Source organism: Escherichia sp. E3659 (assembly GCF_005781135.1).
GTDB lineage: Bacteria > Pseudomonadota > Gammaproteobacteria > Enterobacterales > Enterobacteriaceae > Escherichia.
Genome location: NZ_VATQ01000002.1, coordinates 336,030 through 358,692 on the forward strand (window position 1 = coordinate 336,030; position 22,663 = coordinate 358,692).

Sequence of the window (22,663 nt, forward strand, 5' to 3'; positions counted from 1 at the left end):
AAGCATAGCGCATCAGGCAGTTTTGCGTTTGCATAACCTCAGCGCCCGTTTCCGGGCGCTATTCACTTCTTACGCCTGAACAGCAGGCTGATCAAATGCCGTTAACTTCGGCGCATTGCCCGTATATTTTTCGATATACACCAGCGCAGAGTTACCGGCACAGGCATTCGCCAGCTGCGAACTGGGGATATCCGCCGTTAACACGTTCGCACTGCCGTTTTTACACAAGCCATTTTCCAGATCTGGCCATGCACCTTCATGCACGCATACCACGCCTTTTTTGATCCCGTCAGTCACCACAGCGCCTGTCAGGATCTGACCACGTTTATTCCAGACACGGACCAGATCGCCATTCTCAATACCAAAGCGAGCAGCATCTTCGGTGTGAATTGTGATCGGCTCACGATCGGCAACCGCATATTTTTTACGCAGCTCCGCATAGTTAAGCTGACTGTGTAGACGATGTGCCGGATGCGCGGTCAGAAGCTGCAACTGCTTCTCGTCGGCGGTACCTTTCCACTCATCAGGCGCAAGCCAGGTTGGGTGTGCCGGGCAATCCTTATAGCCAAATTTTTCCAGCGTTTTTGAATAGATTTCAATTTTGCCGCTTGGCGTACCCAGCGCATTTTTCACCGGATCGGCGCGGAAATCACCATAGCGAACATATTGCTCGTTCTTCTCGCTGCGGCGCATTTCAAGCAGTTTATTTTGCTGCCAGAAGGCATTAAACATTGGCATAGTCACGCGTTGCGCACGCGCACCTTTCTGAGCGGCATCATAGAAAAATTTCAGCCACGCCATTTCATCTTTACCTTCGGTATAGATCTCTTTTCCGCCAGGTTTCAGTAATTCCGCAAGATCGGCAAACACGTCAAAATCGTTACGCGCTTCAAATTGCGGAGCGACAGCTTGCTTCATCGGCACAATATGCTGGTTGCTGTAATCACCGGTCATCGTTAAGTCATTGCGCTCAAACGATGTGGTGATCGGTAATACGATATCTGCGTGTTTGGCTGCTGCGGTCCAGTAGCATTCAGAAACGACGATCATCTCCGGTTTCTGCCATGCCTTGATCAGACGATTCGTATCCTGGTGATGGGTAAAGTTACCGCCACCCGCCCACCAGATCATTTTGATATTTGGGTACGTTTGCTCTTTACCGTTGTGCTGATATTTCCCGCCAGGATTTTCCAGCGCATCGACAATACGGGCGACCGGAATCGCGGTCATTCCGCCATCATCAGCTTCCTCACTTGCCTGTCCGGCAATCGCCGCAGACATTTCTGGCAGCACGCCGCCAACTCGCGTCGGGTTGCCACCGTTGGAGTAATGATAAGAGAATCCAAAACCGCCGCCCGGTGTACCAATTTGCCCTAACATCGCCGCCAGCGTCACCAGCATCCAGTGTTTCTGTTCACCGTATTGCTGGCGTTGGATCCCCCAACCAGCCATCAGCATCGTGCGATTCGCCGCCATCAGTTCTGCAAGTTTGACAATCTGCGCTTCCGGTACGCCAGTAATTTCTGCCGCCCAGGCCGCGCTCTTCGGCGTATTATCATTCTTGCCGGTCAGATACTCTTCAAACTGCGAATAGCCGGTGGTGTATTTCTCAAGGAAGGCTTTATCGTGCTTACCTTGTGTCATCAGGGTATGCGCGATGCCTAACATCAGCGCCACGTCGGTCCCCATATTCGGCGCAATCCAGGTCGCGTTATCGCCAAAGAACTCGATGGTTTCGGAACGGATAGGGTCGATGGCAATCACCGGTTTGCCCGATTTTTTCAGCTGATGGAAGTATTCCAGCCCTTGCTCATCGGTACTGCTCCAGGCAATTTTTAAGGTATTCAGCGGGTTCATGCCCCACAACACCACCACCTGACTGTTTTCCAGAATCAGCGGCCAGGAAGTCTGCTGTTCATAGACCTCCACAGAACCGACAACGTGCGGCATGATCACCTGCGCGGCCCCGGTAGAGTAATCGCCACTATGCCCGGAATATCCCCCCGCCAGATTCATATAACGTTGCATCAGCGTTTGCGCTTTATGCAGCACCCCTGATGAACGCCAGCCGTAAGATCCAGCAAAAATGGCCGATGGTCCGTTAGCTTTACGAATGCGATCGTGTTGCTCATGAATCAGTTTTAATGCTTGTTCCCAGCTCACCTGTACATAGGTATCTTCGCCACGACCTTTTGCCGGTTGCAATGGATTGTCGAGATAACTTTTTCTCACCATCGGATGCTGAATACGCGCCGTAGTGTGTACCTGATCCGCCGCCGTAGACTGTAAGGAGTTCGGGATGGTCTTCGCCAGCGCGCCTGTAGAAGAAACAATCTTACCGTCCTTCACTTCTACACTCATCGCTCCCCAACGACCCGCGGTGAGGATTTTTCCGCCCTTCTCTTCTGCCCATGCGGGTAACGGCGTAGCCGATGTCACCACCAGCGCCCCGGCAGCAATACCGCTATGTTTAATAAACTCACGTCTTGTTAATGTCATAACTTCCTCCCTGATCTACGAGGATCACAGTTTTTCGGTAATATCTTTGGCGTTGTACTGGAAGTACCGCGTCAAAATGTCCAGTTCGTTTTCGCTCATGCTGGTTCGCGCCCCCATTCCTTTGGCGATAGAGGGCCAGGCATTGACGGTGTAATGGTCAGCGGCAATAGGCGCATGGCAGCCAGCACAATAGGTGTCATCGAGTTTTTCAGCGTATTGCCATAACGGTTTACGATCCGCTAATACGGGATCGATTAGCGCCCCTTGTAAAGACGCCTGACGCCATTGATTGCCGTATTCGTCAGCCTGCCATTCCCCGTTTACCGTTAGCGCCTTGATACCTTCTTCACTTAATGTGGCTAGCGCCAGACGTTGACCTGCCGCCAGGTAGAGCGTGCTTTCACTGCCCTGCATTTGATAACCCTGCAACAGAACGATCGGCTGTTTGCCACTGGCATCAACGACGGTGAGATCGGTACCAGGATTCACAGTGGCCAGTTCGCCTATGCGGGAAGGTTTGAAAGGATAAATATGTGCGCCATTGGTCACAGAAGTGGCAGCCTGACTTTCCAGTTCATGCACCGCGTTGTCATCCATTTTTATTTCTGGCGGGAAATGGGCAATTCCTTTATGACAATCAATACACGTTTCACCGTCCTTTTGCGCTTTGGTATGCATTTTCTGCGCAGATTCACTTTGCGAGGCAATATCCATCGCATCAAAAGAATGGCAACTACGGCACGTTGCAGAATCCGATGCTTTTAATTCTTTCCATACTGTTTCGGCCATTTCCTGACGATGCGCTTCGAACTTATCGTCACTGTCTATTTTGCCGCTAACAAATTCATGATAAATATCTTTAGATGCTTTTAATTTGGCAAATAAATAATCCATCCCTGACTTTGGAATATGGCAATCGGCACATTCCGCACGTATCCCTTTCTGGTTCGAAAAGTGGACAGTTCCCTGATATTCCTCAAAAGGTTTACTCATCGAGTGGCAGGAAAGACAAAATGCTGTATCCGACGTTTTATGTAAGGCTTTTTGCGCAAGCAATAACCCGCCGCCACCAACCACAACCGCTATCAGCAGAAAAAATAACCCAATGCGTTTTTTCCCTCGCATAGATTCCTCTAATTAAATTCCAGGACACCGATATCATTGTATAAATAAATATACAACGAATTGACCACTTGCTTAATTCGGCACAACACTGCCTGAAATAATCGATAAAGAATATGATTTATTACAATGTAATCATTAATTGCGAAAGAATAACCCAGTCGTTATTTATAATATATATTTGTCAGTTTTAGTAATTTAAATCGCATAATTAATGTGAATATATAATACATTTTAAGCACCACGCTATGCGCACTGTCACCCGTTCTACACATCACGGCAATCGTTCATTTTTTATACTGACAGGGAATAAAAAAAGGCCCCTGTTGAAATTGCAGGGGCCTGGTACGAGCAAGCATCATATTGGGCGACATGATGCAACGGTAAAAATCATTTGGCCTGATGGCGTTCAATGATTCCTTTCATTTCAGCAACCGCCGCCCCGTCTACGACATAACGCGAATACTCGTCCGCGTGTGCATCTGATGACATGGACAATCCTTGATTACGATAACGCATCGGTGAGGCTTGCCACGCTCCCGCGGAGCTATGGACTTCCAGCACTCCGGCATCGAGGAAGTGGTGCAGGTTTTCTGCACGGACTCCTGCTCCGGCCATGATGATTGGAGTATCACCATAGGCAATAAGTTCCATAATTTTTGATAAACCTTGCAGAGCGTCTGATTTTTGCCCGGAAGTCAGTACCCGGGCAATGCCCAATTGTGCAAGATTATTCAGTGTATTTAATGGGTTAGCACACATATCGAAGGCACGATGAAAAGTAACGGCCAACGGACCGGCAGCTGACATTATTTTTTCCATTCGTGGCATATCGACATTACCGTCAACATCGAGAACGCCCGTCACCAGTCCCGGAAAGCCTAATTCGCGGACAGTACGAACATCCTCAAGAATGGCGGCAAACTCGCCGTCGCTGTAGCAAAAATCACCACCGCGCGGGCGGATGATCGGATGTACGGGAATCGTTATCTGCTGGCGCACGGATTTAAGCACGCCCAGCGACGGCGTTAAACCCCCTTCTTTCGGAGCCGCACACAATTCAATTCTGTCAGCGCCATTTTGATGCGCCGTTAGTGCGCATTCCATGCTGTAACAGCAAATTTCCAGTAATGCCATTTTTGCTCCTTAATTACGCCAACTGCTCGCTGGCAACGATCTCTTCAATGGACCACGGATGAAATTTAATCGTCGTTTTGCCATCGGTGACCGCCAGCGTCGGATTCGGTAATCGCTCATGCTCACCTTTTGGCGAACTGGTTTTAACTGAGATCCCTGGCAGGCTGAGACCTTCATCAGAAAGCAACGCCAGCGCACGGGCATTCAGCGTTTCTGGCTCGCCCGGCAGAACGATTTCAATATGTTCCCAACCTTCGTGCGGGTAACGTTTTTCCCCGGGCCACGGTAGCTCCACAATGGAAAACTGCCAGTGCGCAACCTGTACCGGTTCATGCAATTTAAACAGACAAATCGGCCTGCCATTGATCATATTTTCTGACAGGAGTTCGCCGCACTGTTCAAACCCGCGACGCCAGCGTTCAGCGGTGGCGTTTTGATGGCAACGCAAAGAAATGTGATCGGCAGTCAGCGGAGTGATATCCAGCCCCAGACGGCGGGAAAGTTCATCTAATGCGTGGGTAAATCGCGGTAAATCCGATGCAATATCCTGCAGCTCGTCGATAGATTGCCAGTTCGCCATAATCACTCTTCGTCTTTCAGTAAAAGCGTTAATTTACCCTGTTGCCCTGCGCCAACCAACCGCTGATTTCACGCCGCTTCTGATGCAATAGTGAAAACGGCAATACGCCACGCGCACGTTGCTGACGAAAACAGCCATTTGCAGTATACTCCCGCCCTAATTTCTTTAACTGGTGCGGGCAATTTTTGCTCGCTTCATCAATGTAAGGTATTCCGGTGAATATTCAGGCTCTTCTCTCAGAAAAAGTCCGTCAGGCCATGATTGCGGCAGGCGCGCCTGCGGATTGCGAACCGCAGGTTCGTCAGTCAGCAAAAGTTCAGTTCGGCGACTATCAGGCTAACGGCATGATGGCAGTTGCTAAAAAACTGGGTATGGCACCGCGACAATTAGCAGAGCAGGTGCTGACTCATCTGGATCTTAACGGTATCGCCAGCAAAGTTGAGATCGCCGGTCCAGGCTTTATCAACATTTTCCTTGATCCGGCATTCCTGGCTGAACATGTTCAGCAGGCGCTGGCGTCAGATCGTCTCGGTGTTGCTACGCCAGAAAAACAGACCATTGTGGTTGACTACTCTGCGCCGAACGTGGCGAAAGAGATGCATGTCGGTCACCTGCGCTCTACCATTATTGGTGACGCGGCAGTGCGTACTCTGGAGTTCCTCGGTCACAAAGTGATTCGCGCGAACCACGTCGGCGACTGGGGTACTCAGTTCGGTATGCTGATTGCGTGGCTGGAAAAACAGCAGCAGGAAAACGCCGGTGAAATGGAACTGGCTGACCTTGAAGGTTTCTACCGCGATGCGAAAAAGCATTACGATGAAGATGAAGAGTTCGCTGAGCGCGCACGTAACTACGTGGTAAAACTGCAAAGCGGTGACGAATACTTCCGCGAGATGTGGCGCAAACTGGTCGACATCACCATGACGCAGAACCAGATCACCTACGATCGTCTGAACGTGACGCTGACCCGCGATGACGTGATGGGCGAAAGCCTCTACAACCCGATGCTGCCGGGTATCGTAGCGGACCTGAAAGCCAAAGGTCTGGCAGTAGAAAGCGAAGGCGCAACCGTCGTATTCCTTGATGAGTTCAAAAACAAGGAAGGCGAACCGATGGGCGTGATCATTCAGAAGAAAGATGGCGGCTATCTTTACACCACTACTGATATCGCCTGTGCGAAATATCGTTATGAAACACTGCATGCCGATCGCGTGCTGTATTACATCGACTCCCGTCAGCATCAACACCTGATGCAGGCATGGGCGATCGTCCGTAAAGCAGGCTATGTGCCGGAATCCGTACCGCTGGAACACCACATGTTCGGCATGATGCTGGGCAAAGACGGCAAACCGTTCAAAACCCGCGCGGGCGGTACGGTGAAACTGGCCGATCTGCTGGATGAAGCCCTGGAGCGTGCACGTCGTCTGGTGGCAGAAAAGAACCCGGATATGTCAGCTGACGAGCTGGAAAAACTGGCCAATGCGGTGGGTATCGGCGCGGTGAAATACGCGGATCTCTCCAAAAACCGCACTACCGACTACATCTTCGACTGGGACAACATGCTGGCGTTTGAGGGTAATACCGCGCCATACATGCAGTATGCTTACACGCGTGTTTTGTCTGTGTTCCGTAAAGCAGAAATTAACGAAGAGCAACTGGCTTCAGCTCCAGTAATCATCCGTGAAGATCGTGAAGCGCAACTGGCTGCTCGTCTGCTGCAGTTTGAAGAAACCCTCACCGTGGTTGCCCGTGAAGGCACGCCGCACGTGATGTGTGCTTACCTGTACGATCTGGCTGGTCTGTTCTCTGGCTTCTACGAGCACTGCCCGATCCTCAGCGCAGAAAACGAAGAAGTGCGTAACAGCCGTCTGAAACTGGCACAACTGACAGCGAAGACGCTGAAGCTGGGTCTGGATACGCTGGGTATTGAGACTGTAGAGCGTATGTAATCGCGTTATGTGTCAAAGGCCGATGTCGCAGTTACGGACATCGGCTTTTTTATCACCGCCGATAATTCACAATCACTTCATTACGTTGTACTTTCAGCGGCGGAATTAACCGCCCACCGCCAGGCACTTCCCAGATAAAGCGCAACGGTTCTGCCGCCGCTATAGCGGAAAAGGCCACGGTGGTTCCGCTCTGCCCCTCTAATTCGACACAACGAGATTGTGAGCATAAACGTACCCGCAGTCCCGCGGGGGTCGGACCGATAAGCTGATAACGCCACGCCACCAGCGTCATCAATCCTGAAACAGGTTGTCGCGAAGAAAGGGGCGCAGAAGACATCGACTCCCCGCGATGATTTAGCGTAATTCCGACACTACTTGCCTGCCACATCCCCTCCCCGGCGGCTTGCGCCAGCAGCGGAAACAATAATATTGCTAATAAGGTTCTCATCATTTACCGCCAATTGTCGCCGTCATGCGGATATGTCGGTTATCAGATAGTTCAAGATTCGACAGCACCACTAACTGCGGCAAGCTGCGGCGCAGGAAGCGAGACAATAATGGTCGCAGCGCGTGGTTCACCAACAAAACTGGCGGCGCACCCAACATCTCCTGACGGGATAGCGCTTCCTGAGTTTGCGCCAGTAAACGATCCGCCAGCCCTGGTTCCAGTCCGCCCCCGCCCTGCAACGCCTGTAGTAACAAACGTTCCAGCGGTGTATCGAGGCCAATAACATGGACTTCATCTTTGCCAGGAAACCACTGCTGGGTAATCGCCCGTCCCAACGCCACGCGCACGACGGCGGTTAATTCATGTGGATCGCTTTGGATGGGCGCATGCTCCGCCAGCGTTTCGAGAATGGTGCGCATATCGCGAATCGGCACCTTTTCATCGAGCAGATTTTGCAGCACTTTATGTAGCGTGGTGAGCGTGACAACACCAGGAACGAGATCTTCCGTCAGCTTTGGCATCTCCTGAGCGACGCGATCCAGCAGCTGTTGCGCCTCCTGGCGACCAAACAACTCTGCGGCATGCTGGCTAATGAGATGGTTAAGATGCGTTGCCACCACTGTGCTGGCCTCAACCACGGTGTACCCCTGAATCTGCGCCTGTTCTTTTAGCGCACTTTCGATCCAGATAGCGTTCAGACCAAAAGCCGGATCGACGGTCGCTTCACCAGGTAACGTCCCGGCAGCGGTACCAGGGTTAATCGCCAACCAACGCCCCGGATAAGCATCGCCACTGCCAATCTCTACGCCTTTCATCAAAATACGATAACGTGCCGGTTGCAAATCCATATTGTCGCGAATGTGCACCACCGGCGGCAGGAAGCCCATTTCCTGAGCAAATTTCTTACGAATACTACGAATACGGCCCAGCAACTCGCCATCCTGCTGGAAATCAACCATCGGGATCAGTCGATAGCCCACTTCCATTCCCAGAGAATCTTCCAGTTGCACATCGTTCCACGTCGCTTCGACAACGGCATTATTCTCTGCCATTTTTACCGGTTTGGGTTCGGCAGGCGCTTTTTGTTCGCGTCCGCGGATCCACCAGGCCAGCCCGAGCAATCCCGCCGTGAACAGCAAAAATACCAGGTTCGGCATTCCAGGCACCAGGCCGAGTAAACCGAGCACGGCGGCGCTTAACAACATAACGCTTGGGTTACTGAAAAGCTGATTCACCATCTGCTCGCCAACATCCTGATCGGTGCTGACACGCGTAACGATGACCCCCGCGGCGGTAGAAATCACCAGCGCCGGGATTTGTGCCACCAGACCGTCGCCAATGGTCAATAGCGTATAACTTTCCGCCGCGTGTCCCATGCTCATGCCATGTTGCAGCACACCGACCAGCAATCCGCCGACAACGTTAATGACCATGATGAGGATCCCGGCGATGGCATCACCACGAACAAATTTACTTGCCCCGTCCATTGAGCCGTAAAAGTCGGCTTCCTGAGTCACTTCAGAGCGGCGTTTTTTCGCCTCATCTTCACCAATCAATCCGGCGTTCAGGTCGGCGTCAATCGCCATCTGCTTACCCGGCATACCATCGAGAACAAAGCGCGCACCCACTTCTGCGATACGCCCGGCACCTTTGGTAATGACCATAAAGTTGATGATCACGAGGATGACGAACACCACGATACCGATAGCGAAATTGCCACCAACGAGGAAGTGACCGAACGCTTCGACCACCTTCCCTGCCGCCGCCGCGCCCGTATGTCCTTCCATCAAAATGATACGGGTTGAAGCCACGTTAAGAGCCAGACGCAACAGCGTGGTGAACAGCAGGATTGTCGGAAAGGCGGCAAACTCAAGCGTGCGCTGGGTAAACATCGCCACCAGCAACACCATGATCGACAAGGCGATATTAAAGGTAAACAGCAGGTCGAGAATGAATGCAGGCAATGGCAGCACCATCATCGACAAAATCAGCAAGATCAAAATCGGTCCGGCAAGGATCTGCCATTGTGTCGATTTCAGGTTTGCAGGCAGGCGCAGCATCGCGGCCAGATTACTCATGGGTCGGTTTCTCGTTAATAAAATCCAGGGCTTCCGGCACCGGAAGATGAGTTGGTTGTACAGGGCGCTGTCCACCAGCCAGACGCCAACGTTTCAGTTGCCAGACCCAGGCCAGCACTTCCGCCACGGCGGCATATAGTTGACCAGGTATTTGTTGACCGATCTCCGCATGTCGATACAGCGCGCGCGCCAGCGGCGGCGCTTCGAGGGTCGGGACGCTATTTTCAGCGGCTATTTCACGAATGCGTAATGCCACCAGCCCCGCGCCCTTGGCAACGACTTTTGGCGCACTCATTTTGTTTTCGTCGTACTGCAAAGCCACTGAGTAGTGAGTTGGGTTATTGACGATAACGTCCGCTTTCGGCACATCGGCCATCATCCGCCGCCGCGCCGCAGCTCGCTGCATCTGACGGATTCGCCCTTTGACATGAGGGTCGCCTTCGCTTTGTTTGAACTCATCACGAATATCCTGCCGTGACATACGCAGCTTTTTCAGGTGGCTGAAGATTTGGAAAAAGACGTCAAATCCCACCATCGGAATAACGCCAAGCACCACCAGCAGTGCGCACAGCCCTACCAGATCCATCGCATTACCCATGGCGGTAACCGGAGACTCGGCCATTAAGCGCATCATTTGCGGCCAGTGGTGCCAGAGATAAAACCCCGTCACACTGCCGACCAGGATGGATTTCAAAATCGCTTTAAGCAACTCCGCACCGGTTTGTGCCGAAAACATCCGTTTAATGCCCGGTAGCGGATTGAGTTTGGAAAACTTCGGCTGCAAGGATTTGCCGCTAAATACCAGGCCACCCAACATCACCGGCGAAACGAGCGCCACCAGCACCACGCCGCTAATCAGCGGCAGCAGCGCCAGCATGGCTTCTCTGATCAGCAGAATAATCTGCCCGAGGATCAGATTCGGGTCATTGATGATGCTGTGATCAAAATGCAATCCCGCGGAGAGCATGCCCGACAATCGACGAGCCAGCGACACACCGCCAAACCAGATAACACACACGCCCACTAACAAAATCAGCAGCGACGTTAATTCACGGGAACGCGGGATTTGCCCCTCTTCCCGCGCTTTTTCAAGTCGGTGAGGTGTGGGGGCTTCTGTTTTGTCGTCGCTCTCGTCAGACACGTCGCCAATCCTGGAAAGAGTAATAAGCGTGAATGATGCCAGAGCGCAAAGCGTTCAATGGTTTGAGTAAGGGGTAAAAAAGGCGGGATTTAGGGCTTTTGCTGCCACACATCATGCATAGTGTGCGTTTGTCGGATGCGGCGTCATCCGACCGCCTGATGTGACGCGGCCGCGTCACATCAGGCAATACAAATCAGAATCCAAGGCTATCCAACAAATCGTCCACCTGGTCCTGACTGGCTACTACACCGGCTTTGCTGGTATCAACCTGCGGTCCATTCAGCAAACTCTGGCTTTCACGTTTCGGACGTGCATCCTGCTCTGGGATATTTTCCAGCAGCACCATTAGCAACTGGCGTTCAATCTCCTGAATGACATCCATCATTCGTTTAATGACCTGCCCGGTGAGGTCCTGAAAATCCTGCGCCATCATGATTTCCAGCAACTGCGCATTGGTAAAACCGGTATGCGTCGGCACATCCGCCAGAAATTGCCGTGTATCGGTCACCAGTTCGCGAGCGTCGGCAAGGTCAATGGGATCGGCAAACCAGTCATCCCAGCGTTGGGTTAACGCTTTTGCTGATTTCTCCATGTGATCCTGATGCGGTTGTGAGGCCTCAACACTGTTCAGCGCCCGCTCCGCAGCCTGGGCAGTCATCTGCACAACGTAGTACAAACGATCGCGGGCATCGGGGATGGCTTCCGCCGCTTCTGCAATGGCCTGGTCCAGCCCCAGCTCCCGCAGACTGTCGCGCAGCATACGCGTCAGGCTGCCGATGCGCGCAATGATATCGCCAGCAGAATTTTCATCAGCAGGTTTAATTGATGGTTGCATCATAGTCGCATCCTCACATGCCCAGTTTCTCAAAGATTTTGTTGAGTTTTTCCTCCAGCGTCGCGGCGGTAAATGGCTTAACCACGTAGCCACTGGCCCCCGCTTGTGCTGCGGCAATAATGTTTTCTTTCTTCGCTTCCGCAGTCACCATTAACACCGGCAAGGCTGACATCGCGCCATCAGCACGAATCGTTTTCAGCAATTCCAGGCCGTCCATGTTTGGCATGTTCCAGTCGGAGATAACAAAACCATATCCTCCCGCCTGCAACTTATTGAGAGCATCGGCGCCATCCTCCGCTTCCTCAACATTATTAAATCCAAGCTCTTTCAGCAGGTTACGCACGATGCGTCGCATGGTGGAAAAGTCATCCACAACCAAAAATTTAAGCTCTTTATCCGCCATCTCACACTCCTGATTTAAATACGTATCGCCTGTCCGGCACTGATTTTTGCCAGCATTTGCTGGCTTACCTGGCTAAGATCGACCACTTCGCAAACGCCACCCATATTGATGGCCTCGCGCGGCATGCCGAACACCACGCTGCTTGCTTCATTTTGCGCAAGAGTCCATGCCCCCGCCTGACGCATTGCTAACATTCCCGCCGCGCCGTCGTTGCCCATGCCCGTCAGGATCACCCCAACCGCATTACGCCCCGCCTGTTTGGCCACCGAATGGAACAACACATCTACCGATGGCCGATGGCGATTAACCGCCGGACCATCGTGAATTTTGATTTGATAATTCGCGCCGCTACGCGCCAGTTCCATATGCCGATCGCCCGGGGCGATATAGGCATGCCCCGGCAAGACGCGTTCTCCGTCCTCGGCTTCTTTCACGCCGATTTGGCACAGCTTATTAAGTCTGTCGGCAAAAGAGCGGGTAAAACCGGGCGGCATATGCTGGGTAATTAACAGTGCCGGGCTGGAAAGCGGCAACGGTTGCAATACGTGACGAATCGCCTCAGTTCCCCCCGTTGAGGCGCCAATCGCAATCAGTTTTTCTGAACTCAAGAGCGGTCCGGCCTTCAGCGTTGTCGGTGCCGATAACGGTTTATGCGCAGTAAGGCTTGCCCTTGCTGCTGTACGCACCTTTTCGGCAATCATTTCGCTATACGCCAGCATTCCTTCGCGGATCCCCAGTTGCGGTTTGGTGACAAAATCTATCGCCCCCAACTCCAGAGCACGCAGCGTGACTTCGGAACCTTTGCCAGTCAGAGAAGAAACCATCACTACTGGCATCGGTCGCAAACGCATTAATTTTTCGAGGAAATCCAGTCCATCCATACGCGGCATTTCGACATCCAGCGTCAGCACATCAGGGTTGAATTTCTTAATCAAATCACGCGCGACCAGCGGATCGGGAGCCGTCGCTACCATTTCCATGTCACTATGACTATTGATGATTTCTGTCATTATCTGGCGCATCAGTGCCGAATCATCGACCGACAACACCCTGATTTTGCTCATCGTTAATCCTTACTTAGCGCATACACCGTCTGTCCACGCAATGTGAAGCTGCGCTCAAGGTGGCTAAAGTTTTCAGAGTGACCCGCAAACAATAATCCGTCGGGTTTAAGCAGCGGTACAAAGCGGCGCAAAATCTCCTGCTGGGTCGTTTGATCGAAGTAGATCATGACGTTACGACAGAAGATCGCATCGAACGGCCCCGGCGCAGCGTACTGTTTCGCCAGCAAATTCAGCGGGGAAAAATCGATAGCGTTCGCCAGTGCCTGACGCACACGCACCAGCCCTTGATGCGGCCCTGTGCCGCGCATGAAGTAGCGCTGGAGTTGTTGCGGCGTCAGGTTTTTCAGCTCTTCATGGCGATAAATGCCGCTTCTGGCTTTCTCCAGCACTTCGGTGTCGATATCGCTGGCGAACACTTTCCAGCGTCCGGGCGCGGTGCCCAGCGTGTCCGCCAGCGTCATCGCAATGCTGTACGGTTCTTCACCTGTCGATGCCGCCGCACTCCATACGCGATATTCACCAGAGGCGTGGCGAGCGTGCTCCGAGAGCAATGGGAAATGATGCCCCTCGCGGAAAAATGCCGTCAGGTTTGTGGTCAACGAATTAATAAACGCCTGCCACTCGCCGCTGTGCTGATTAGATTCCAGTAAATTCAGATAATGGCCGAAGTCTGCAAGCCCCAGCGAGCGCAAACGGCGCACCAGGCGGTTGTAAACCATGTCGCGTTTGTGGTCCGCCAGGACTATCCCCGCACGTTGATAGATCAATTGACTTATCCGCCGAAAATGCGCGTCGGAAAGCGCCAGGCGCTCGGTCATCTGTAACAATAAAGACGTTTGCCCGCAGGGCAGAGATGATGTCATAGCGCCTTCTCAGTCACTTCAGGATACCCCTGGCGCAGCCTGTAACTGCGCCAATTGTGTTGTATAACGACCTATAAATAACGCCACCAGAGATGATAAGCGCGAGGTTCTGTTGCATCATCAGCCTCATCTGGCGGCGATGGTGCTTGAGTAAAAAAACATCAAAATGTTTCCCAGTTTGGATCTTGTTCAGTAATACGCAATCGCGGCTGTGCGGGTGGTTGTTCAGTACCATGGCGGGATTGTGATTGTGGTTTATTCGTTTGCGAGCGGGCAGTCAGACGGAACGCGGAAACCGCTTGCGTTAAACGACTGGCCTGTTCTTCCAGCGCAGCTGCGGCGGAAGCTGATTCCTGCACCAGCGATGCGTTCTGTTGCGTAACGCGATCCATTTCGGACACTGCCAACGCCACTTGATCGATACCGCGACTCTGTTCGTCCGATGCCGAGGCAATCTCGCCCATAATGTCGGTAACACGGGTGACGGCATTGACAATATTAGTCATGGTTTCCCCGGCACTTTCTACCAGCACCGAACCGGTATCAACGCGGGAGGCGGAATCTTCAATCAGCGCTTTGATCTCTTTTGCCGCCTGGGCGCTGCGACTGGCGAGATTACGCACTTCGCCCGCCACCACGGCAAAACCACGCCCCTGTTCCCCGGCTCGGGCGGCTTCAACAGCCGCGTTCAGTGCCAGGATATTGGTCTGGAAAGCAATGCCATCAATAACGCTAATAATGTCGGCAATTTTCTGCGAACTGTCGGCAATTTCGTGCATGGTTTTCACCACACCGTCCACGACTTTGCCACCATGCTGAGCAGTGTCGGAGGCACTTTGCGCCAGTTGCGAGGCTTGACGGGCGTTATCGGCGTTCTGTTTCACCGTTGCAGTGAGCTGTTCCATGCTGGCGGCCGTTTCTTCCAGCGCCGATGCTTGCTGTTCAGTACGGGAGGAAAGATCGGTATTACCCGCAGCAATTTCACGTGTACCGGCATAGATGGCATCTGAACCTTCTCGCACATGGTTGACCGTGTCAGTAAGAGAACCTTGCATATGTGAAATGCTCTGTGCCAGGTCGCCCATTTCACTACGCCCGGCAATGCTGAGGGTATTCGCCAGATTGCCACCAGCAATTTCTCGGATGTGAGAAATGATCTTCGCTAACGGGTTAAGTAGCATGCGACGGATGCCGTACCACGCCACCAGCAGAATCAATACCACCACCAGCACGATAACCGCCAGTTGCCACTGGGCAAATCGGTAATCATCCGCGTTGTCAGTGACGATATCTTGATACCGTTTTTCACTACTGAGGGCGTACTGGGCAAAGGCTTCGCCCATCGCATTTTGCATTCCCTGGGTTGGCTGAGCGAAATAGGCTCCAGTATTGCCATAATCAAGATAATCAATCAGTTCTGTTAATGCTGTGTGATAGTTTTTATATTTTTCGTCGATATTACGACTGGTAGCGACCATTTCCGGTAACGGTGCCATGCTTTTGAATTTTTTATAATGGATTGCAGCCTGGGCCAATGTTTTCCTGGCGCTATCAAGCAATTCAACTTTGGCGTTACTTTGCTGATTGGATGAATCCATCATCATCCGCACGGCTGAACGACTCAGATTAATGCGCGTTTGCAGCATTAAATCCCAGGTTGAGGTCAACTCGCTCTGTTGTTCGCGTAATTGATTGGAAACCACAAAACTTTTCTGGCTATGGTGAAGAGAAGAAAAAAACAGACTTCCGGAAATAAGCTGTAACAGTGCGAATACCCCCAGCACCATTACCAACAGCGTGACTACGCGGATACGGTTAATCATAAGGCACCTTCCTGAAAACAAGTTGATTCCGTTATCGGCAGGAAGGAGGGAAACTTTATTTCTGATGCCAGTCATGGCGAAATTAAAATGAAAAACCCGATCCGCAGGGTATCGGGCTCATTTCATTTGAGTACAGTGGGATAAATTATGCGACTTCTGATGCCGTGCTATCCAACAGCGCCATCTCTTCGCTATTCAGCAGTTTTTCGATATTAACCAGAATTAGCATGCGATCGCCCAGCGCGCCCAGGCCGGTGAGGTATTCTGTGGAAAGCGTCACAGCAAATTCCGGTGCCGGGCGAATTTGTTCCGTCGTCAACGAAAGAACATCTGAAACGCCATCTACCACAATGCCGACCACCCGCTGCCCAAGATTCAGAACGATAACCACCGTGTTATCGTTGTACTCCACATCCACCTGGCTGAACTTAATACGCAAATCGATAATTGGCACAATCACGCCGCGCAGATTAGTGACGCCTTTGATAAACGCGGGTGTATTGGCAATCCGCGTAACCTGATCGTAGCCACGGATCTCCTGCACTTTCAGAATATCGATGCCGTACTCTTCGTCACCGAGGGTAAATACCAGAAACTCCTGGCCTGACGGTTCGCTGGCCAGCTTTGTTACATTTGTCATACCGGTCATATTTATTCCCTTTTTACTCAATCAGGCGGCAGTATTCGCCATACGTTGTTCGCGGTTTATCGCCTGCAAGGCGGAGACATCAACAATCAGTGCCACGCTGCCGTCGCCAAGAATGGTTGCAGCAGAAATGCCAGGGACTTTGCGATAGTTACTTTCAAGGTTTTTAACCACCACCTGATGTTGACCAATTAACTGATCCACCAGCAAGGCGTAGCGGCGACCGCCACTTTGCAGGATGACAACAATCCCCTGTGTAGCTTCGGTTTTCGCGCCTGCGACGTTGAACACTTTCCACAGTTCGACGATGGGCAGATATTCACCACGCACTTCCAGTACTCGCTCGCCGCCTGCCAGTGGATGGAGATCGGCTTCACGAGGTTGTAGTGATTCCATGACGGCGTTCAGCGGCAGAATGAAAACTTCGTCAGCAACGCGTACCGACATGCCATCGAGGATCGCCAGCGTAAGCGGCAGTAAAATGCGGATTGTGGTGCCAACGCCCTGCTTCGACTGGATTTCAACGTGGCCCCCCATCTCCTGGATATTACGTTTAACGACATCCATGCCGACGCCGCGCCCGGAAACATCGGTGACCTGCTCCGCCGTGGAAAAACCAGGGGCGAATATCAACATCGCCACTTCGTCGTCAGTCATATTGTCGCTAACGCTCAGACCTTGTGAGACGGCTTTTGCCAGAATCCGCTCTCGATTAAGCCCCGCGCCATCGTCGGTCACTTCGATGCAGATGTTGCCGCCCTGGTGTTCAGCAGACAGGATTAAATTTCCAACGCTATCTTTGCCCGTAGCAAGTCGTTTTTCCGGCAATTCAATACCATGGTCGAGGCTATTGCGTACCAGGTGGGTCAGAGGATCGATAATGCGTTCTATCAGACTCTTGTCGAGTTCGGTGGAACTGCCCACCAGCGTCAGCTCCACCTGTTTGCCAAGTTTACCCGCCAGGTCGCGCACCAGCCGGGGATAGCGGCTAAAGACATATTCCATCGGCATCATGCGAATCGACATCACTGATTCCTGCAAATCACGGGCGTTACGTTGTAACTGCCCCATGCTGGTAATCAAATCCCCATGATTCACCGGGTCCAGTTCACTGGAGCGCTGGGCCAGCATTGACTGAGTAATCACCAGTTCGCCAACGAGGTTAATCAGCTGATCAACCTTCTCAACCGCCACGCGGATACTGGTAGATTCGCTACCGCGCGTCGGTTTTTCCCGTTCCACACGTCCTGCTGGCGCTTGTTCGGCTGCCAGTTTAAGTACCGGTGGCGGGGATATTTTTGGCGCGGATTCTACTGTTTCAAAGGCAATCTGATCGGCCTCAATCACAAAACAGAGCACCGCTTTGATATCATCTTCCGCGATGTCGCCCGGTAATATTGCCGAAAGAGAATCAGCGGCTTTCACCACATCAGTCAACGTTGTCAAATGACACAGCTCTTCTTCCAGGAGATCGACTTCTCCCGCTTTCAGACGCGAAAGTAGAATTCGTCGCGGCGACTCACTGTTACCCTGTTCATCTTGCGGTTCACTTTTGGCAACCACACTTAACCGGGCCATGGCGGGGGTCGATTCGCCTTTCGCTTCTATTGCCAGTTGACGTAAGGCCTGGCAGATATAGTCAAAGCTGGCGGCATCCGGCTCTTGCGACTGTTTATAAGCGTCGAGCTGTTCCTGCATGATGTCCTTCGTTTCCAAAAACAGATTGATAATGTCGGTGTTAAGCAGCATTTCACCGCGTCTGGCTTCGTCGAGCAGGTTTTCCATCAGATGCGTGGTTTCCTGCAATACGCTAAAGCCAAAGGTTCCCGCCCCTCCTTTGATGGAGTGGGCCGCACGAAAGATGGCATTCAATTGTTCGGCATCTGGCGCTTCTGGCTGTAAATTCAGCAGATGCTGTTCCATATCGGCCAACAGTTCGTCCGCTTCATCAAAAAATGTCTGATAAAAATCGCTTATATCCATGCTCACGCTGTCACCTCGGTTCGGCTGATGGCATTGTGGAAACACTGACCTGCGGTGTTACCCCAGGTTTTTCCAGGACGCTTACTGGCTCATTCTGGCTTTCGGCGTTTTCATGCAAAATGGCCTGTTCGGCTTGTTTATTCAGTACCAACAGACTGATTCGACGATTAACGGCATCATCCGGGCCGCGATCGCTTAAGCGCATGGTCGCCGCCATGCCGACAACACGTAAAATTTTGCCATCAGCCAGACTTCCCACCATTAGCTCACGGCGCGACGCATTGGCGCGTTCAGTGGAAAGCTCCCAGTTGCTGTAACCTTTCTCACCATTGGCGTAAGGGAAATCATCGGTATGGCCTGAAAGGCTGATACGGTTAGGAATACCGTTCAGCACCGGCGCAATGGCGCGCAGAATGTCGCGCATATAGGGCTCGACATCAGCACTGCCGGTTTTAAACATCGGGCGATTCTGGCTATCAATTATCTGGATACGTAAACCTTCCTGTACCAGATCGATTTTGAGATGTGGACGCATCGCCCGTAGTTTCGGGTCTGATTCAATAAGCTCGTCGAGATCGCCACGCAATTTCCGCAGCCGACTTTGCTCCATGCGTTTTTTAAGTTCTTCAATGTTCGGCTGCTTATTCACTTCCCCCTGGCTTTGGGTGAAATCATCACCGCCGCCGGGAATTGGGCTTTCACTATTAGAAATGCGATCGCCGCCCGTTACCGCTGTCGCCAGCGGCGTACGGAAGTATTCCGCAATCTGAATCAGCTCTTTTGGGCTGGAGATGGAGATAAGCCACATCACCAGAAAAAAAGCCATCATCGCGGTCATAAAGTCAGCATAAGCAATCTTCCACGAACCATGTGCTGCGCCGTGGGATTTCGCTTTGCGTCGTTTGACGACAATAATCGGGTGCGCTTGATTCTTCATGCTTCCTCGGTTGTCGTCTGCTGCTGCGGATTTTTCACCGCGCGCACATGCTCTTCCAGTTCAACAAACGACGGACGTTCACTGGAATAGAGCGTTTTGCGACCAAATTCAACGGCGATAGGCGGTGCGTAACCGTTCAGATTAGAAAGCAGTGTGACTTTGACGCACTGCATCATTTTGCTGGTTTCGGCGCTTTTCTGGCGCAAAACACTCGCCAACGGGGAAATAAATCCGTAAGCCAATAAGATACCGAGGAAAGTCCCCACCATCGCATGTGCGATGAGCGCCCCCAACTCGGCGGCAGGACGATCGGCTGATCCTAGTGCGTGCACCACCCCCATTACAGCCGCAACAATACCAAACGCAGGAAGAGAGTCTCCGACCAACGCCAGGCTGTTCGCCGGGACTTCCGCTTCGTTTTCGTGCGTTTCTATCTCTTCGTCCATCAGGGCTTCAATTTCGAAGGTATTCATGTGGCCGCTGATAATCAGGCGCAGATAATCGACGATAAAATCCAGCATAACGGCATCCGCGAGGATGCGCGGATAACTGGCGAAGATCTCGCTCTCTCGTGGATTTTCAATATCGCGTTCCAGTGAGAACATGCCCATTTGTCGCGATTTCGCCATCAGGCGGTAAAGCAGCGCCAGCAAATCCATATACATTGCTTTGGTATATTTAGAGCGACGAAACAATAATGGCAGCGCCTTCAGCGTACCTTTGATTGCTTTGCCATTATTGCCGACGATAAACGACCCAATGCCTGCACCGGCAATAATCACCAGTTCAGCGGGTTGATAGAGTGCTCCAAGGCTTCCACCGGTCATCAAATAACCGCCGAAAACTGTACCGAGAACAACCAGGTAACCTAATAAGATAAGCACGACATCATCCTTCCACTGTTGACCATGACAGGATGTTCAGTCGGCAGACGTTACCTTACGGCAGGAGAAAAAAAAGCAGCGGCAATTGCTTACCGCTGCTGGAGTGTTTCGCCACACCGTATGAGTTAAACAGCCTGTATTCTCTGTTCATCCAGCAGTTGAGGGATAATATCGGCAGGGTTCTGAGAAAGTTTACGTCTTTTTACGGCGCGCGATGGCGGTTGACATAAGCTGCAGGCAAAACTGCCGACAGGTTGATGAGCATGGGTGATAAAATTACCGCCGCAGCAGTTGCAACTGGAAAGTTGTAGTAAATCACTTTCGACAAATCGCACCAGAGTCCAGGCGCGGGTTAGCGCCAGCAGTGGTCCGTTTTCGGCTTGTGGGCACTGTTCAAGGTATAAACGATAGGCTTTGATTACCGCATCAACGCCATTACATAGCCCGGTTTTCAGTAAAAACTGCCATGCATTACAGAACATCGACGCATGGACATTTTGTTCCCATGTCATAAACCAGTCGGTGGAAAACGGCAACATACCTTTCGGCGGCGGACTTCCGCGCAGCTCTTTATAGAGTTTGATCAGGCGTCCGCGACTTAATTGTGTTTCGCTTTCCAGCATTTGCAAACGAGCACCGAGGGTTATCAACTCCATGGCGAGTTGAATATCACGGGCTTCCTGAACAATGCTTTTTTCACTCATGATCAGGCCCTTTTCTTACGTTGTACTTCTTCGGGCTGATTAACATCATTCAACAAACGCGTGGAGAGCATAATACCGGTATGAATTTGCTGGAGATCGTCAACACGGGAATCCTGCGTCAGTTGGTTAACAGTCTGGTGGCTGTCAAAGCGGAATTGACAAATCAGTTGATTGGTTTCGGCCAGTTTAACCATTTGTGGAAGAGTCAGCGTCGCCAGCGTTGTTGCCATTTCTTCATTAATACCGAGACGAAACATGGCGGACGCTTTGTCCTGAACGATCAGACGCTGTGCAAGAAGTAAATATGACAAATTGATGTCATAAATATGTTTCAGCAACTCGGAGGTATGCATTATTCCCACCCAGAAGAACTAACTTTATTTTTTATGCGGTATCACCGCACCCCGTGATGTCGCCGGGAAATCCCGGTAAAAAGTAAATAAAAATGGAATAGTAGCGATCAACGAAAAAACACACAGACATCATAAGAGGTGAAACACGTCTTACACAGAGTGATGCTTTTTACACTTATCTAAGATTTTTCCTAATTCGACGCAACTGTACTCGTCACCACTCATACATACAACGGAGCGGAGCTGCGATTTTCGACAATGTGTGACACGGATCACACAAAACACTCAATTACTTAACATTAATGTATAAGTCATACTTTTGTTTTGCGTATATTTCATTCTGTTAAAAAGTTTTTCAGCTTATCTGTCAGCAAAAATGATGAGAAGGGATAAAATTGAGATGTTGCGCACTGTTAATATAAATCACCGTGAATAACCATATCCCGGATATGGGATAAATATCGTTGATCTCTGTAAATCATTAAAAAACAGTCAATTAAATAATACGCTTCCATTTAAGAAAAATTAAGGCTGCCAACAACACTAATGTTAACAAGATGTTTTATTAAAATTAACCATTTGTTTAATGAGAGAAATCAATTTATCCACTTCCTCATCATCCCCCGCATGACTACACAGTAACACCACGCAATTGATTAAATATATTTATTAATGACCATGCTAATATTTGCGTTTTTGACCAAGTTGTTATTGCATCTATAGCTCATTCAGGGTAAAGCTGTGATCTCACCTGAAGTTCATAGAATAAGGAGCAGGTTATGAGTTACGCCAATATTCTTGTTGCCGTTGCTGTCTCACCGGAAAGCCAGCAACTGTTAGCAAAAGCGGTATCTATCGCCCGTCCCGTTAATGGGCGTATCAGTTTAATCACCCTCGCGTCCGATCCAGAAATGTACAATCAATTATCCGCGCCGATGCTTGAGGATTTACGCAGTGTGATGCATGAAGAAACACAAAACTTTCTGGACAAATTAATTCAGGATGCTGGATATCCCGTTGAAGAAAAGTTTATAGCTTACGGAGAGTTGAGCGAACATATTCTGGCGGTATGCCGTAAACATAAATTCGATTTGGTGATTTGCGGTAATCATAATCACAGTTTCTTTTCGCGAGCATCCTGCTCTGCGAAAAGTGTGATTGCCTCAAGTGAGGTTGATGTGCTGTTGGTTCCGCTTAAGGGAGATTAAGCGCAA

At 51.1% G+C, this 22,663-nt stretch carries 20 protein-coding genes; 2 read left to right on the plus strand and 18 right to left on the minus strand.

Going from position 1 to position 22,663, the window contains the following annotated elements; translation table 11 throughout:
* Nucleotides 1-69: 69 nt before the first annotated feature.
* From torZ to FEK47_RS02395, 4 genes are all read right to left on the minus strand, one after another.
* Nucleotides 70-2,499, minus strand: coding sequence for a trimethylamine N-oxide reductase TorZ (gene torZ / locus FEK47_RS02380; protein WP_135487646.1), 2,430 nt, complete (start codon nt 2,497-2,499; stop codon nt 70-72).
* Between the two features lie 24 nt (nt 2,500-2,523).
* Nucleotides 2,524-3,624 carry a NapC/NirT family cytochrome c gene (locus FEK47_RS02385; protein WP_138183086.1) on the minus strand — a complete coding sequence of 367 codons (1,101 nt, stop codon included), beginning with the start codon at nt 3,622-3,624 and terminating at the stop codon, nt 2,524-2,526.
* Nucleotides 3,625-4,011: 387 nt separating this feature from the next.
* A complete protein-coding gene (cutC, locus tag FEK47_RS02390) occupies nt 4,012-4,758 on the minus strand; it encodes a copper homeostasis protein CutC (protein ID WP_135487645.1) in 747 nt (248 codons plus the stop codon).
* A gap of 13 nt (nt 4,759-4,771) precedes the next feature.
* On the minus strand, nt 4,772-5,338 hold the full coding sequence (locus FEK47_RS02395; protein WP_130257649.1) for a VOC family protein: 567 nt from the start codon (nt 5,336-5,338) through the stop codon (nt 4,772-4,774).
* Nucleotides 5,339-5,553: 215 nt separating this feature from the next.
* Between FEK47_RS02395 and argS the strand changes: the two genes are divergently transcribed.
* Nucleotides 5,554-7,287, plus strand: coding sequence for an arginine--tRNA ligase (argS, locus tag FEK47_RS02400; protein ID WP_138183087.1), 1,734 nt, complete (start codon nt 5,554-5,556; stop codon nt 7,285-7,287).
* 52 nt (nt 7,288-7,339) lie between these two features.
* On the opposite strand, the gene flhe is transcribed toward argS, so the two are convergent.
* From flhe to flhD, 14 genes are all read right to left on the minus strand, one after another.
* A complete protein-coding gene (flhe, locus tag FEK47_RS02405; protein WP_135487653.1) occupies nt 7,340-7,735 on the minus strand; it encodes a flagellar protein FlhE in 396 nt (131 codons plus the stop codon).
* On the minus strand, nt 7,735-9,813 hold the full coding sequence (gene flhA / locus FEK47_RS02410; protein WP_000066967.1) for a flagellar biosynthesis protein FlhA: 2,079 nt from the start codon (nt 9,811-9,813) through the stop codon (nt 7,735-7,737). The genes flhe and flhA overlap by 1 nt, the downstream gene beginning before the upstream one ends.
* Nucleotides 9,806-10,954 carry a flagellar biosynthesis protein FlhB gene (flhB, locus tag FEK47_RS02415; RefSeq protein ID WP_135487644.1) on the minus strand — a complete coding sequence of 383 codons (1,149 nt, stop codon included), beginning with the start codon at nt 10,952-10,954 and terminating at the stop codon, nt 9,806-9,808. Before flhB ends, flhA begins: the two co-directional genes overlap by 8 nt.
* 193 nt (nt 10,955-11,147) lie before the next feature.
* Complete coding sequence (gene cheZ / locus FEK47_RS02420) at nt 11,148-11,792, minus strand: protein phosphatase CheZ (protein WP_064529292.1); 645 nt, start codon at nt 11,790-11,792, stop codon at nt 11,148-11,150.
* A gap of 10 nt (nt 11,793-11,802) precedes the next feature.
* Nucleotides 11,803-12,192: a chemotaxis response regulator CheY gene (cheY, locus tag FEK47_RS02425; RefSeq protein WP_000763855.1), complete on the minus strand. Its 390-nt coding sequence runs from the start codon at nt 12,190-12,192 to the stop codon at nt 11,803-11,805.
* A gap of 14 nt (nt 12,193-12,206) precedes the next feature.
* Nucleotides 12,207-13,256: a protein-glutamate methylesterase/protein glutamine deamidase gene (cheB, locus tag FEK47_RS02430; protein ID WP_064529294.1), complete on the minus strand. Its 1,050-nt coding sequence runs from the start codon at nt 13,254-13,256 to the stop codon at nt 12,207-12,209.
* 2 nt (nt 13,257-13,258) lie between these two features.
* Entirely contained in the window at nt 13,259-14,119 is an 861-nt protein-coding gene (gene cheR / locus FEK47_RS02435) for a protein-glutamate O-methyltransferase CheR (protein ID WP_135487643.1), read from the minus strand.
* A 161-nt stretch (nt 14,120-14,280) separates the two neighbouring features.
* Nucleotides 14,281-15,942, minus strand: a complete 1,662-nt coding sequence (gene tar / locus FEK47_RS02440) for a methyl-accepting chemotaxis protein II (RefSeq protein WP_138183088.1) — start codon at nt 15,940-15,942, stop codon at nt 14,281-14,283.
* A 145-nt stretch (nt 15,943-16,087) separates the two neighbouring features.
* A complete protein-coding gene (cheW, locus tag FEK47_RS02445) occupies nt 16,088-16,591 on the minus strand; it encodes a chemotaxis protein CheW (protein WP_130218676.1) in 504 nt (167 codons plus the stop codon).
* 21 nt (nt 16,592-16,612) lie between these two features.
* Nucleotides 16,613-18,577: a chemotaxis protein CheA gene (gene cheA / locus FEK47_RS02450; RefSeq protein ID WP_135487641.1), complete on the minus strand. Its 1,965-nt coding sequence runs from the start codon at nt 18,575-18,577 to the stop codon at nt 16,613-16,615.
* A 4-nt stretch (nt 18,578-18,581) separates the two neighbouring features.
* A complete protein-coding gene (motB, locus tag FEK47_RS02455; protein ID WP_130218672.1) occupies nt 18,582-19,508 on the minus strand; it encodes a flagellar motor protein MotB in 927 nt (308 codons plus the stop codon).
* Entirely contained in the window at nt 19,505-20,392 is an 888-nt protein-coding gene (gene motA / locus FEK47_RS02460; RefSeq protein ID WP_130208527.1) for a flagellar motor stator protein MotA, read from the minus strand. The genes motB and motA overlap by 4 nt, the downstream gene beginning before the upstream one ends.
* A gap of 125 nt (nt 20,393-20,517) precedes the next feature.
* On the minus strand, nt 20,518-21,096 hold the full coding sequence (flhC, locus tag FEK47_RS02465; protein ID WP_064529301.1) for a flagellar transcriptional regulator FlhC: 579 nt from the start codon (nt 21,094-21,096) through the stop codon (nt 20,518-20,520).
* A 2-nt stretch (nt 21,097-21,098) separates the two neighbouring features.
* A complete protein-coding gene (flhD, locus tag FEK47_RS02470) occupies nt 21,099-21,449 on the minus strand; it encodes a flagellar transcriptional regulator FlhD (RefSeq protein WP_130218670.1) in 351 nt (116 codons plus the stop codon).
* Between the two features lie 779 nt (nt 21,450-22,228).
* On the opposite strand from flhD, the gene uspC reads away from it, so the two are divergent.
* The gene (gene uspC / locus FEK47_RS02475) at nt 22,229-22,657 is read left to right on the plus strand and encodes a universal stress protein UspC (protein ID WP_135487640.1); all 429 of its coding nucleotides are present in this window, start codon (nt 22,229-22,231) and stop codon (nt 22,655-22,657) included.
* The last annotated feature ends 6 nt before the right edge of the window (nt 22,658-22,663 follow it).